This is a genomic window from Pseudomonas sp. Z1-12 (assembly GCF_051132015.1).
GTDB lineage: Bacteria > Pseudomonadota > Gammaproteobacteria > Pseudomonadales > Pseudomonadaceae > Aquipseudomonas > Aquipseudomonas zanjanensis.
The window spans coordinates 4,693,981-4,707,351 of record NZ_CP071647.1; the positions used below are offsets into that span (position 1 = coordinate 4,693,981).

Genomic DNA, 13,371 nt, shown 5'->3' on the forward strand with positions numbered 1-13,371 from the left:
AATTTCCCGCCCGACCACTCGTTCTCCCCAGATAGCAAAGGCCCCGCGCCTGTCCTTCCAAGGCGAACCTGACTGAGATCGGCAATGACAACACCTCGTTCGAAAAAGGCTCTTTTCATCGGCCTGCCCCTGGCCCTGGCGTTGGCCGTCGGTGCTGGCGTCGCGGCTTGGGACCATTGGTGGCGGGACAATCCCGGCTATCCGGTCAAAGTGATGAAAGAGGCCAGGGAGCTACACGAACGCCTGCTTTCCTTCGACAGCCACATCACCGTGCCGCTGGATTTCGGCACCGCCGGCAACGAAGCCGACAAGGACGGCAGCGGCCAGTTCGACCTGGTGAAAGCCAACCGCGGGCAACTGTCCGGTGCGGCCCTGACGGTGTTCGGCTGGCCCGAAATGTGGAACGGGCTCAACGCGCCACACAAGCCCACCGCCGGCTTCGTCGAGGAAGCGCGCAACCAGCAGGAAGTACGCTACAAGATCATCACCGGCCTGGTCCGCGACTTCCCCAACCAGGTCGCCATTGCCTACACCCCGGATGATTTCCGCCGCCTGCACGGTGAAGGCAAGTTCGCGATTTTCATCAGCATGCTCAACGCCTATCCCCTCGGCCACGACCTGAGCCTGCTGGACCTCTGGACCGCGCGGGGCATGCGCATGTTCGGTTTCAGCTACATCGGCAACAACGACTGGGCCGACTCCTCCCGTCCGCTGCCGTTCTTCAACGACTCACCCGACGCCCTCGGCGGCCTGTCGGACATCGGCAAGCAAGCGGTGACGCGCTTGAACGACCTGGGCGTGATCATCGACGTGTCACAGATGTCGACCCAGGCCCTGGAGCAAGTCGCGCAACTGAGCCGCACGCCGCTGGTGGCCTCCCATTCGGCGCCACGGGCGATGGTCGACATCCCACGCAACCTCAGCGACAAGGAAATGCAACTGATCAAGGCCAGCGGTGGCGTGGTGCAGGTCGTCGGTTTTTCCCAGTACCTGCGGCCGCTGACGCAAAAGACCCAGGACAAACTCAACGCCCTGCGCGAACGCTTCGACCTGCCGCCACTGCCCAACCTGGCGATGGCGCTGATGCCCGGCGACCCGATCATCGCCGCGTGGCCGGAACAAAAGTTCGGCGAATACGCCGGCCAGCTCTACGGCATCCTCGAAGAAGAACCCAAGGCCAGCCTCAAGGACCTGGGAGACGCCATCGACTACACCGTACGCAAGATCGGCATCGACCACGTCGGCATCAGTTCGGACTTCAACGAAGGCGGCGGTGTGGAAGGCTGGGAGAACGTCGGCGACATTCGCAATGTCACCGCCGAACTGCTGACCCGCGGTTACTCGGAAGCCGACATCGCCAAACTGTGGGGCGGCAATTTCCTGCGGGTCTGGGATCAGGTCCAGAAAGCCGCCCGCCCCGCCATCGCCTCGACCCAGAAGGCGGCCCAGCCATGAATGAGCGTCGCACCTTCCTGAAGCAGGCCGGGATCCTCGCCGCCGGCCTGCCCCTCGCCGCCAGCCTGCCCGCCACAGCCAGCGCCGCTCCCCTGCCACCGCTGCCCAAGGACAAATGGGCGCAACTGCGCTCGCTGTTCAACCAGGACCCAGACTACCTGCACTTCTCCAACTTCCTGGTCACCACCCACCCGCGCCCCGTGCGCGAGGCCATCGAAAAACACCGCGCGGCCCTGGATAACAACCCCGGGCTGTTGATGGATTGGGACCTGGGCGTCACCGAAGAACGTGAGGAAAACGTCCGCACCTGGGCCGGCCGCTACCTGCAGGCGAGCCCGAAGCAGATCGCCCTCACTGGCAGCACCACCGAAGGCCTGTCGATGATCTACGGCGGCGTCCAGGTGGCGGCCGACCAGGAAATCCTCACCACCGCGCATGAGCATTACGCGACCCACACCATTCTCGATCTGCGCACCCAACGGACGGGCACACGGGTGCGCAAGATCAAGTTGTTCGACAACGCCCGCGACGCCAGCCACGAACAGATCCTCACGGCCATCGACCGCAACATCCGCCCCGAAACCCGCGTGCTGGGCATGACTTGGGTGCACTCGGGCAGCGGCGTGAAGCTGCCGATCGACAAGATCGGCGCCCTGGTGGACAAGCACAACCAAGGCCGCAGCGATGAGCAGCGGATCATTTATGTAGTGGACGGCGTGCACGGTTTCGGCGTCGAAGACCTCAGTTTCCCTGCCATGAATTGCGATTTTTTCATCGCCGGCACCCACAAGTGGATGTTCGGCCCGCGCGGTACGGGCCTGGTGTGCAGCCGCAGCGAAGAGCTCAAGTACGTCACGCCGATCATCCCAACGTTCTCTGAAGCCACGGCGTTTTCCACCACCATGACCCCGGGCGGCTACCACGCCTTCGAGCATCGCTGGGCGGCCGACGAGGCGTTCAAGTTGCACCTGCAACTGGGCAAGGCCGAGGTGCAGGCGCGCATCCACGCCCTCAACAGCTACCTGAAAAAACAGCTGCTGGCACAGCCGCAGATCGAACTGGTCACCCCGCTGAGCCCGGAGCTGTCCGCCGGCTTCACCTTCTTCCGGGTCAAGGGCCGCGACAGCGACGAGGTCGCCGCTTACCTGATGAAAAATCGTGTGATCGCCGACGCCGTGCATCGCGACGCGGGGCCGGTGGTCCGCACCGCACCGGGGCTGCTCAACACCGAAGCCGAGATCGATCGCTTCATGGGGTTGCTGGGCAAGACACTCTGAACCTGACTTATCGAGAGAGATGGATGAACAGTTTTTCGTTGAAGCTATTCCCGGTACTGGCCCTCGCCGCCCTGCTGCCCTCCGGCGCGCAGGCCTCGCAACCAGGCCAGGTCTTTCGCGACTGCAAGGACTGCCCGGAAATGGTCGTGCTGCCCACCGGCACCTTCCAGATGGGCACCCCGGAAGACGAAGTCGGCCGCGAGCCCGACGAAGGCCCGATGCACCCGGTGACGTTCGCCAAACCGCTGGCGATCAGTCGCTTCCAGGTGCTCAAGGGCGAATGGTTCGCCTACCTGCGCGACACCGGCTACACGATGCCCGACGGCGACGAGCGCCCCGGCCGGGCATGCAAGGCCGGCATCCCGGACTACCAGGGCAGCGACCCGCGCAAGCAGTACACCGACCGGCACCCGGCGGTGTGCATGGACTTCGCCGAGGCCAATACCTACGTGGCCTGGCTGTCGAAAAAGACCGGCAAGCAATACCGGCTGGTCAGCGAATCCCTGCGCGAGTATGCGGCTCGCGGCGGCAGCACCGGGCCGTTCCCCTTCCCGTTCGACGAGGGCAAGGAATACAGCATCGCCCAGCATGCCAACACCTACGGCGCGGCCGACGGCTACAACTTCACCGCCCCGGCCGGCAGCTTCGCACCCAATGCCTTCGGCGTGTATGACATGCACGGCAACATCTACGAATGGACCGCCGATTGCTACAACGAAAACTACGTGGGCGCCCCGAGCGACGGCAGCGCCTGGCTGACCGGCAAATGCGAATTCAAACGCATCCGCGGCAACGACTGGGGCGAAGCGCCGGTGTTCTCCCGCTCCGGCAACCGCAATGCGCTGGTGCCGGGCGACCGCGGCGACTGGATCGGTTTTCGGGTGGCGCGGGATATGTAGGCCGGGCGCAGCCCCCTGTGGGAGTTCAAGCTTGCTCCCACAATTTGCCTGCGGTGAACACAAGACCGATGAATATCAAAGTCCCTTGCTCGCGAAGAGGCCAGCACATTCAACAACTTCATTGGCTGCAACCCCGCCTTCGCGAGCAAGCTCGCTCCCACATTGGATCTTCAGCAGCCACAAGATCCGTGTGCACCCGGAGTCCTGCTGTGGGAGCAAAGCTTGCTCGCGATGAGGCCGGCACATCCAACCTATTCATTGATTGTGACGCCGCCTTCGCGAGCAGGCTCGCTCCCACAATGTGCCTGCGGTGGACACAAGACCGATGAACATCAAAGTCCCTTGTGGGAGCGAGCTTGCTCGCGAAGAGGCCAGCACATTCAACAACTTCATTGGCTGTAACCCCGCCTTCGCGAGCAAGCTCGCTCCCACATTGGATCTTCAGCAGCCACAAGATCCGTGTGCACCCGGAGTCCTGCTGTGGGAGCAAAGCTTGCTCGCGATGAGGCCGGCACATCCAACCTATTCATTGATTGTGACGCCGCCTTCGCGAGCAGGCTCGCTCCCACAATGTGCCTGCGGTGGACACAAGACCGATGAACATCAAAGTCCCTTGTGGGAGCGAGCTTGCTCGCGAAGAGGCCAGCACATTCAACAACTTCATTGGCTGTAACCCCGCCTTCGCGAGCAAGCTCGCTCCCACATTGGATCTTCAGCAGCCACAAGATCCGTGTGCACCCGGAGTCCTGCTGTGGGAGCAAAGCTTGCTCGCGATGAGGCCGGCACATCCACCCTCTTCATCGACTGTAACCCCCAAAAAACGAAGACAAAAAAACGACGCTTCCCATTTCTGAAGAAGCGCCGTTTTGTCTAAGTGAACAGCATCACGCACAAGGCAGGTCTATTTCATTCCCGCAAGAATCAGAACTCCGGGGTGTACTTCACGCTGAACATCAGGTTGCGCGGATCACCGAAGTTGTTGTTGCCATCGAGTTGGTTGTAAGCGGGCGTTATGTACGTCTTGTCAAACAGGTTGTTGGCATTGAGCGCCAAAGCGATTTCCGGCGTCAGTTGGTAGCCGATACGGGCATTCCACACGGTATAACCCGGTACGTCGGTCTTTTCCTGGTAAACCAGTGTGTGGCTTTGGGTGGTGAAGCCCAGGCCAGTGCTGACACGGCTCCAGTCGCCGGTCAGTTGGTAGTTGCCCCACACGCGCAGCATGTGTTTTGGCGTCCAGCTACTGAAGACAACACCGTCCTTCCCCGGCTCCTCCAGGTACTTGGTGGTGTTGTAGGTGTAGCCCGCGAACAACTGCAGATTGTCTACCACTTCACCACTGATTTCCGCATCGAAACCCTGGCTGCGCACTTTCCCCGAGGCTGCCGAGCAATACCCGCCCTCACATACCATCCCGCCGGCGATGTCTTGGATGGCGCGGTTCTCGTGATCGTAACGGAAGACAGCCAGGGAGGTATTGACCCGACCGTCCATCAGTTCACCCTTGAGGCCGACTTCGTAGTTGGTGCCAACGATGGGCTTGAGCACCGAACCGCTGGTATCGACCTCGGTCTGGGGCTGGAACACATCGGTGTAGCTGGCGTACGCCGCCCACTCACGGCTCAGGTCATAGATGATACCGCCGTAGGGCGTGACCACCCCGGTTTCAGTTCCGGTGTTTGCCGTGTAGGGAGTAATACCGGCTGAGTCTTCGGTTCTCGACTTGTAGCTGAAGTCATACCAGCTGACCCGGGAACCCAGCACCAGCGTCAGATCATCGATCGGCTTGACGCGCCAAGTGCCATACACACCCTTCTGGCGGATATCGTACTTACTGAGGACGCCCCGCCCGCCCGGGCTGTTGATCAGACTCTCATAGCTGATGTTCGGCCGGTTATTGTTCAGGTCGAAGATGGAGTCGCTGGTGCTGTTGAATGTACGGGCGTAGCGATCATCCGTCTCCAACTGCGAGAAGTTGCCGCCGAGCATGACTTCCTGCTCCATCGACAAGGCTTCGAACTTGCCGATCAGGTTCATGTCCAGACCAGACTTCGTGGACTGGAAATCAGTCACGAAATCGGCATATTGCACGCCACTGCCATCAGGCAAGAGACCACCACCCCTTTGCACTCGCTGGTTTTTCGCCTGGTTGTCTTCAGTCATGTACACGGCACCCACCTTGAACGCCCAGTCATCGTTGAACCGATGCTCCAGGTCGGTGTAGTAGGTGGTGACATCGATTTCCGAACGGTTCCACCGCGCCCCCGTATAGGTCGAACGCGACACGTCCGGCATCGACCCGTCGGCGTAGCGTGGCAGGCCACGGATGTTGCCGCGCGATTCGCCGTTGGATTGGCTGACCGCAAGGCCCAGGGTGGTGTCTTCGCTCAGGTCGACATCCAACGCACCGTACAGCGAATGGGTCTTGCTCCACGCATGATCTACGAACGAATTGCTCTGGTCTTCGTCGATGACGACACGGCCGCGGATATTGCCGGCCTGGTTCAGCGGGCCGCCCGCGTCCAGTTGCAGGCCGTAGTGATCCCAGGAGCCGGCCTTGCCGGTCAGGGTTACGGTCGGGGCATGCTGGCCACGCTTGCGCACCAGGTTGACGGCACCGCCGGGGCTGCCAGTACCTTGCAGCAAGCCGGCCGCGCCGCGCATGATTTCCAGGCGGTCGAAGAAGATCAGGTCCTGGGTCGCCCAGTTGCCCAGCGAATAGTTATTGCGCAGGATCGGCACGCCATCGTATTGCCAATCGTCGATCTGGAAACCCCGTGACGACAGGATCATGCCTTGGCCGACGCCCTGCAGGCCGACGATGCCAGTGGTCTGGTTGACGGCGTCCTTGAGGCTGACCAGGTTCTGGTCATCCATCTGCTTACGCGTCATCACGGTGATTGACTGGGGAATTTCCTTGAGGGTGTGGGTGCCCTTGCCGAGGGTCACGGCCTTGCTGGTGTAGGAATGACTGCCTTCGGTCGTCGCGTCCAACGCTTGTGCACTGATGGTGGTCGCACCCAGCTCAAGGCCTCCCGTGGCAGGGCTGCGCATCAGCATCAAGGTATTGCCCTCGAGGCTATAGCGCACGCCTGTGCCCTTGAGCAATTCGGCGATGGCCGCCTGCGGGCTCATTGTGCCGCTGACGCGGGTGCTTTTCAGCTCGGCCATGTCGCCAGCGTTGTAGATCACTTGCTGGTTGGTCTGCTGACCGAACGCTTGCAGTGCCTGCGGCAGCGGTTGCGCAGGGATGTCGATGCTGACGTCTTGCGCCATTACCTGAGTGCTGAGGGGCAGTACGCAGACCCACCCCAAACCGGCCAACACCCGCCGCGAACGCAGGCCGCGGGACATGACGAGTGCCTTGAACAGAGGTTTCAACTCATGAATGGATGACATCGTGTTCTCTATTATTGGTCGAAGTAAAAGTCCAGGGGCCGAAGGGCCCGCCGCTCGCCGGCACACGTGAACCCGCACCGTCGATTGCCCCAGGGCAATGTGTCAGGGCGTGGCCGACCCGATGTGCCCACATACCTAAATAAGACGCAGCATCTGCCAAAACCGGAATGACTTTACTTATCGTTCTCGAAAACGATCAAAAAGGCCGGCGCTGTTGGGCGCCGGCCTTTTTAATCCTGGATTCCATGAACACAGCCAATACCAGGGCTGCGAACACACCTGTGGCGAGGGAGCTTGCTCCCGCTGGGCCGGTCCGACGCTTCGGGCGAAGCGGCCCCAAATTTTTTGCGGTCGCTGCGCAACCCAGCGGGAGCAAGCTCCCTCGCCACAATAATGTGTGTCAGGCGGCTCCTCGCTAAATCCTCTTCCCATCCAATCGTTCTACAGATGGGCGCGACCCAACCCGGCGTGCCGCCGTCCTCCAGCCCATGCGGTGAATGTCCCCGCGATGGCGTTCGTCCTTTTCATCTTGCAGGGAAACCTCCATGAGCCAACCAAAACGCGGGGTGATCAATGAATTGTTCACCCTGCTCAAACCCTTCCGGCTGATTGTCATCGGCGCCATCCTGCTGGGCATGGTCGGTGGCCTGAGCGTCACCGTGCTGCTGGCCACCATCAACCAGGTGCTGCACGCCGAAGGCGGGCTGAGCCACACCGTGGTGGGCGTGTTCGCCGGGTTGTGCCTGCTGGCCCTGATCAGCTCCATCTGTTCCGACATCGGCACCAACTACGTTGGCCAGAAGATCATCGCCAAGCTGCGCAAGGAGCTGGGGGAAAAAGTCCTGTCGGCACCGATCCAGCAGATCGAACGCTACCGCAGCCATCGCCTGATCCCGGTGTTGACCCACGACGTCGACACCATCAGCGATTTCGCCTTCGCCTTCGCCCCCCTGGCCATTTCCCTGACCGTCACCCTTGGGTGCATGGGGTACCTGGCAATGCTGTCGTGGCCGATGTTCCTGATGATGGTCGTGGCGATCATCATCGGCACCGTGGTGCAGTACATCGCCCGCGGTCGGGGGATCAAGGGCTTCATGGAGGCGCGCGACTCCGAGGACGAGTTGCAGAAGCACTACAACGCAATCGCCGAAGGCGCCAAGGAGCTGCGCATCCATCGCCCTCGTCGGCAACGCATGTTCGTCTCGGGCATCGAGCACACCGCCGACAAGATCTGCGACACGCAGATCCGCTCGGTGAACATTTTCGTGATCGCCAAGACCTTCGGCTCGATGCTGTTCTTCGTGGTGATCGGCCTGGCCCTGGCCCTGCAGTCGCTGTGGCCGAGCGCCGACAAAGCGGTGATGAGCGGTTTCGTGCTGGTGTTGCTATACATGAAAGGCCCGCTGGAACACCTGATCGGCACCCTGCCCATCGTCAGCCGTGCGCAGATCGCCTTCCGCCGCATCGCCGAATTGTCGGAACAGTTTTCATCCCCTGAACCCCACTTGCTACTCAACGACCAAGGCCAGCCGAAAACGCCGGTGCAGACGCTGGAACTGAGCAATGTGGCCTACAGCTTCCCGGCGGTGGAAGGCGCCGCGCCGTTCCGCCTGGGGCCGGTGAACCTGAAGATCGACCAGGGCGACATCGTGTTCATCGTCGGTGAAAACGGCTGTGGCAAGACCACGCTGATCAAGCTGCTGTTGGGCCTGTACGCGCCGCAGCAAGGGGAAATCCGTCTCAACGACCACGCCGTGACGGCCGTGACCCGCGATGACTATCGCCAGTTGTTCACGACGATTTTTGCCGACTATTACCTGTTCGACGACATCGTCCAGGGCGACACCCATATCCCGGACGACGCCAACCAATACCTGCAACGCCTGGAGATCGCCCACAAGGTCAGCGTGCGCGACGGCGCCTTCACCACCACCGACCTGTCCACCGGCCAGCGCAAGCGCCTGGCGCTGGTCAATGCGTGGCTGGAAGAGCGTCCGGTGCTGGTCTTCGACGAATGGGCCGCCGACCAGGACCCGACCTTCCGGCGAATTTTCTACACGGAGTTGCTGCCGGATCTCAAGCGCCTGGGCAAGACCATCATCGTGATTTCCCACGACGACCGTTACTTCGACGTGGCCGACCAATTGGTGCGCATGGAAGCCGGCCGCGTCATCACCGAACTGCAGCCCGCGTAAATAATCACGATTCTCATTCTGGTTTTTCTGGGGTGGTGCGTCCTAATTAAGAATCGATCACAACTACACCCTATTAAAACTAAAACCTGCAAGAGTGAAACACATGCCAGCAACTCCGGGGATTCCACGTTTTACCAAGGCACTGATCATGCGGCGCCTGCTGCAACCAGGCTTCAGCGCCACCGCGTTCAGCCTGGCACTGGCCATGCCGTTCAGCGCACAGGTCCAGGCACAGGAAGTCGACCTCAACATTGCGGCGCAGTCGCTGGCGAGTGCCCTGCAGGCGTTGAGCAATCAAACGAACATGCAAGTGCTCTACAGCGCCGATGATGTCCAGGGCCTGCGCAGCCAGCCGGTCAGTGGCCGGTTGTCGCCGGCGCAAGCGCTGTCGCAGATGCTGGTGGGGACCGGCGTCATGTTCACCCTCCAGGGCAACACGGCCAGCGTGCGCGCCAGGACGTCGGGGGATGCGCTGGAACTGGGCGCCACGACCATCACCGGTAAAACTGCGGAATCGGCCTACGGCCCGGTGGACGGCTACGTCGCCACCCGCAGCGCCACCGGCACCAAGACCGACACGCCGATCCTGGAAATCCCGCAGACCATCAACGTGGTCACCGCCGACCAGATCGCCGTCCAGGGCGCGCGCAACCTGACCCAGGCCCTGCGCTACACGCCGGGCCTGAACACCGGCGGCTTCACCGACCGCAACGCCATCGCCGACGAAATCACCAGCCGTGGTTTCTCGCCAACCCCGTTGTACCTCGACGGTGCCTACCTGCCTTATGCCGGCAGCCTGGGGGGGGCGCCGCAAATCGATCCGTATACCCTGGAGCGTATCGAAGTGCTCAAGGGCCCCTCATCGGTGCTGTACGGGCAGAACCAGCCGGGCGGCCTGATCAACATGGTTTCCAAGCGCCCGACCACTGAACAGCGCAGCCAGATCAAACTGGGCGCGGGCAGCTATGACCGGGTCAACGGCGCGTTCGACACCAGCGGCCCGATCGACGACCAGAAGGAATTCAGCTACCGCGTCATCGGCGTGGCGAAAAAAGGCAACCAGCAGGTCGATCACACCCACAGCGAACGCATGCTGCTGGCACCGAGCCTGACCTGGGCGCCCAATGAAGACACCTCGCTGACGGTGCTGGCACAGATCCAGAAGGACGACGGCCTGGAAGACTACCAGGCGCTGCCGCGGATCGGTTCCCTGGAGCGCGGCCCCAACGGCCAGCGGATCGACCGGGACTTTTTCTCCGGCGACACGCGGTGGAACGACTACAAGCGCGACCAGTTCATCCTGGGCTACGACTTCAGCCACGACCTCACCGATGACCTGAAATTCCGCTCCACTGCTCGCTACACCGACGTGCGTGACCAGTACCGGGGTTTCTACCTGCGCAGCTTCGTCACCACCGGTGGCGTGACTGACCAGACCCGGGCCAACCGCGTAAAACTCGACTGGCAACAGCACAACACCGCCTACACCGTCGATAACAACGTGGAATACAAATTCAACACCGGCGCCCTGGAGCACACCACCCTGGCGGGCGTGGACTATCGTCATTTCAACCGCAAGTACGACGGTTACAACGCCTACAACGTGGTGCCAATCGACCTGTACGGCAATAACAACAACTACGACACCGGCAGCGTAACCCCGACGCTGGACACCAAGTGGGACAACACCGTTCGCCAGACCGGCGTCTACTTGCAAGACCAGATCAAGCTGGACAAGTGGATCCTGACCATGGGTGGCCGCCAGGACTGGGCCGAAGTGGACAACAAGGACTTACTGGCAGGCACCGTTTCCTCATTGCGTGACAACAAGTTCACTGGTCGGATCGGCCTGACCTATGTCACCGATTTCGGCCTGGCGCCCTACATCAGCTACTCGGAATCCTTCCTGCCGACCACGGGCACGGACGCCAGCGGCAATGCCTTCAAGCCGACCGAGGGTGAACAATACGAAGTGGGTGTGAAGTACCAGCCGTTCGACAAGACGATGATTACCGCCTCGGTGTTCCAGATCAAACAGAAGAACCTGGTCACCGCCGATCCCTCCGATCCGCAGAACTCGATCCAGTCGGGCCAGGTGCGTTCACGGGGCGTTGAACTGGAAGTCAAATCCACCCTCGACAATATCGACGTGATGGCCGCCGCCACCTACCTCGACTCGTTCTACACCAAGGACAACTACGGCAACGAGGATAACCGCAGCGAGCAACAAGCGCCATTCTCCGCCACGCTGTGGGTCGACTACCACTTCACCCAGGCCACCCTCAACGGCCTGACCTTCGGCGCAGGCGCCCGCCACACCGGCCGCAAGCCGGGGGACGCGGCCAACTCGTTCGACGTACCGGCCTTCACCGTGTTCGACACCACCATCAGCTATGACATGGGCAAGGCCACTTCGAGCCTGCGTGGCGTCACCACCAGCCTGAACGTGCAGAACGTCTTCGACCGCGAGTACGTGTCCCATTGCAACTACTCGTTCGGCTGCTATTACGGCCAGGAACGCGTGGCCTCGCTGGACGTGACCTACGACTTCTAAACAACACCGCACACAAAAAAACCGGGCCTGGCCCGGTTTTTTTGTGCCCGCAAAATCCTTAAACAATCACAAAATCACTGTAGGAGCTTTGGCATATATGCAAATCCTGAGACCACCCCAAAACAACTGTGGGAGCGAGCTTGCTCGCGATGGCGGTGTATCAGTCACTTCAAACGCCAGCTGCCCCTCCGCTATCGCGAGCAAGCTCGCTCCCACAAGGGATTTGTGGCGTATGCAAATCCTCAGACCACCCAAACACAACTGTGGAAGCGAGCCTGCTCGCGATGGCGGTGTATCAGTCACTTCAAACGCCAGCTGCCCCTCCGCTATCGCGAGCAAGCTCGCTCCCACAAGGGATTTGTGGCGTATGCAAATCCTGAGGACACCCCACAGGGAATGGTGGGTCTTCAGGCAGCCAGTGCAACCCGCAGCGCCTGGCTCAGTTGCCCATACACCTCGTCAATCTCCGGCACCACGCTCTGCAAGCGCAGGTAGTCGTGGATCAGGCCGGTGTATTCGATCAGTTCCACGCTCACCCCTTGCTCCTGCAAACGTCGGGCGTAGGCGCGGCCCTCGTCCAGCAGCGGGTCATGGCCGGCCAGGGCGATCAGGGCCGGGGCCAGGCCAGGGTAACCGGGCGCCAGCAACGGTGAGAAACGCCAGTCCAGGAGATCGGTTGGCTCATTGGCGTAGTGCCGGTAGAACCACTCGAGGGTGTCGCTCTCCAGCAGATAACCTTCACCGAACAACTCGGTGGACGGGCTGCTGGTGGACGCATCGGTCACCGGGTAGCAGAGCAATTGAAAGCACGGCTTGACCGCCAGGGAGGCGGGTTCCAAGGCCGATTGCAGCGCCAGCACCGTCGCCAGGGTCGCGCCGATGCTGTCGCCGCCGAACGCCACGCGGCTGATGTCCAAACTCTCGGCGTGGGCCTGCCGGGCCAGCCAGTCGAGGGCGTCGGCGCCGTCGTTCAGCGGGGTCGGGAAAGTGTGTTCCGGGGCCAGGCGATAGCCCACCGACAACACCGCGCAGGGTGTCCGCGCGCAGAATTCGCGGCAGACGCCGTCGTGGGAGTCCAGGCTGCCGACCACATAACCACCGCCGTGAAAGTACACCAGCACCGGCAGCGCCTGGGCCGAAGCCGTGGCGGGACGGTACAGGCGCAGCGCCAGCGTCGCGCCGTCACGGGTCGTGAATGAGTGAGCGGCGCACTGCACATTCGCCGGAGCGCTCCAGCGCAATTGCACCGTGGTGCGCTCGAACGCCTCGCGGGCCTGGGCCGGTGTCGACAGGTGAAATGGCCCGGGGCCCTCGGCCTGGCTTTCTTCGGCCAGGTCGAGGAAGGCATTGAGTTCCGGATGCAGGGACATCGCAGGGGTTCCTTATGAAAATCTTGGAGAAAAAAACGGTGGAATCTGTGAAACGACGCAGAACGCTGTGGGAGCGAGCTTGCTCGCGATAGCTTTGCTCCAGCCAACATCGAGGTTGACTGATGCACCGCCATCGCGAGCAAGCTCGCTCCCACAGGGGAATGGTGGTGGGGCTTCGAATGTGTAAACACCACTGACACTCCCACAGCCCCACCCCAAGGC

Annotated in this window: 7 protein-coding genes; 5 read left to right on the forward strand and 2 right to left on the reverse strand. The window is 61.6% G+C overall.

The genetic code is table 11. The features are described from left to right. The first annotated feature begins 84 nt into the window (after positions 1-84). From pvdM to pvdO, 3 genes are read left to right on the forward strand one after another with little or no spacing between them, the layout of a single operon-like run. Positions 85-1,455, forward strand: coding sequence for a pyoverdine-tailoring dipeptidase-like protein PvdM (gene pvdM / locus J3P85_RS20255; protein WP_434703195.1), 1,371 nt, complete (start codon positions 85-87; stop codon positions 1,453-1,455). Next, on the forward strand, positions 1,452-2,732 hold the full coding sequence (gene pvdN / locus J3P85_RS20260) for a pyoverdine-tailoring periplasmic protein PvdN (RefSeq protein WP_434703196.1): 1,281 nt from the start codon (positions 1,452-1,454) through the stop codon (positions 2,730-2,732). The genes pvdM and pvdN overlap by 4 nt, the downstream gene beginning before the upstream one ends. A 23-nt stretch (positions 2,733-2,755) precedes the next feature. Further along, positions 2,756-3,631 (forward strand): dihydropyoverdine dehydrogenase, encoded by an 876-nt coding sequence (pvdO, locus tag J3P85_RS20265; protein WP_434703197.1) that lies wholly within the window; start codon positions 2,756-2,758, stop codon positions 3,629-3,631. Positions 3,632-4,552: 921 nt separating this feature from the next. Here pvdO and J3P85_RS20270 read toward each other — a convergent pair. Then, entirely contained in the window at positions 4,553-7,030 is a 2,478-nt protein-coding gene (locus J3P85_RS20270) for a TonB-dependent siderophore receptor (protein ID WP_434703199.1), read from the reverse strand. A gap of 545 nt (positions 7,031-7,575) precedes the next feature. Here J3P85_RS20270 and J3P85_RS20275 point away from each other — a divergent pair. Next, positions 7,576-9,225, forward strand: coding sequence for a cyclic peptide export ABC transporter (locus tag J3P85_RS20275; protein WP_250963136.1), 1,650 nt, complete (start codon positions 7,576-7,578; stop codon positions 9,223-9,225). A 103-nt stretch (positions 9,226-9,328) separates the two neighbouring features. Continuing rightward, positions 9,329-11,779 carry a TonB-dependent siderophore receptor gene (locus tag J3P85_RS20280; RefSeq protein ID WP_434703201.1) on the forward strand — a complete coding sequence of 817 codons (2,451 nt, stop codon included), beginning with the start codon at positions 9,329-9,331 and terminating at the stop codon, positions 11,777-11,779. A gap of 407 nt (positions 11,780-12,186) precedes the next feature. On the opposite strand, the gene J3P85_RS20285 is transcribed toward J3P85_RS20280, so the two are convergent. Continuing rightward, on the reverse strand, positions 12,187-13,149 hold the full coding sequence (locus J3P85_RS20285) for an alpha/beta hydrolase fold domain-containing protein (protein ID WP_434703203.1): 963 nt from the start codon (positions 13,147-13,149) through the stop codon (positions 12,187-12,189). Positions 13,150-13,371: the final 222 nt, after the last annotated feature.

Excerpts from the sequence above, each read along its gene's own strand:
- J3P85_RS20275 (WP_250963136.1), top strand. The coding sequence starts at position 7,576 with ATGAGCCAACCAAAACGCGGGGTGATCAATGAATTGTTCACCCTGCTC.
- pvdN (WP_434703196.1), top strand. The coding sequence starts at position 1,452 with ATGAATGAGCGTCGCACCTTCCTGAAGCAGGCCGGGATCCTCGCCGCC.
- pvdM (WP_434703195.1), top strand. The coding sequence starts at position 85 with ATGACAACACCTCGTTCGAAAAAGGCTCTTTTCATCGGCCTGCCCCTG.
- J3P85_RS20270 (WP_434703199.1), bottom strand. The coding sequence starts at position 7,030 with ATGTCATCCATTCATGAGTTGAAACCTCTGTTCAAGGCACTCGTCATG.
- J3P85_RS20280 (WP_434703201.1), top strand. The coding sequence starts at position 9,329 with ATGCCAGCAACTCCGGGGATTCCACGTTTTACCAAGGCACTGATCATG.
- pvdO (WP_434703197.1), top strand. The coding sequence starts at position 2,756 with ATGAACAGTTTTTCGTTGAAGCTATTCCCGGTACTGGCCCTCGCCGCC.
- J3P85_RS20285 (WP_434703203.1), bottom strand. The coding sequence starts at position 13,149 with ATGTCCCTGCATCCGGAACTCAATGCCTTCCTCGACCTGGCCGAAGAA.